Source organism: Domibacillus sp. 8LH (assembly GCF_038806185.1).
Classification (GTDB): Bacteria; Bacillota; Bacilli; order Bacillales; family Domibacillaceae; genus Domibacillus; species Domibacillus indicus_A.
Genome location: NZ_JAVJNG010000191.1, coordinates 1 through 262 on the forward strand (window position 1 = coordinate 1; position 262 = coordinate 262).

Here is a 262-nt window from a genome sequence, read left to right on the forward strand (position 1 = left end):
GATGGTCCTCCCGGATTCCGACGGAATTCCTCGTGTTCCGCCGTACTCAGGATACACTCAAGAGAGAAGAAGATTTCAGCTACAGGGCTGTTACCTTGTACCGCGGATCTTTCCAGATCGCTTCACCTATCCTCTTCCTTTGTAACTCCGTATAGAGTGTCCTACAACCCCAGAAGGCAAGCCTTCTGGTTTGGGCTATGTCCCGTTTCGCTCGCCGCTACTCAGGGAATCGCGTTTGCTTTCTCTTCCTCCGGGTACTTAG

General features: G+C 52.3%; 1 rRNA gene. It reads right to left on the bottom strand.

Annotated features, from left to right (window positions below):
• Window positions 1-262, bottom strand: a 23S ribosomal RNA gene (locus tag RG959_RS24380); the annotation flags it as partial.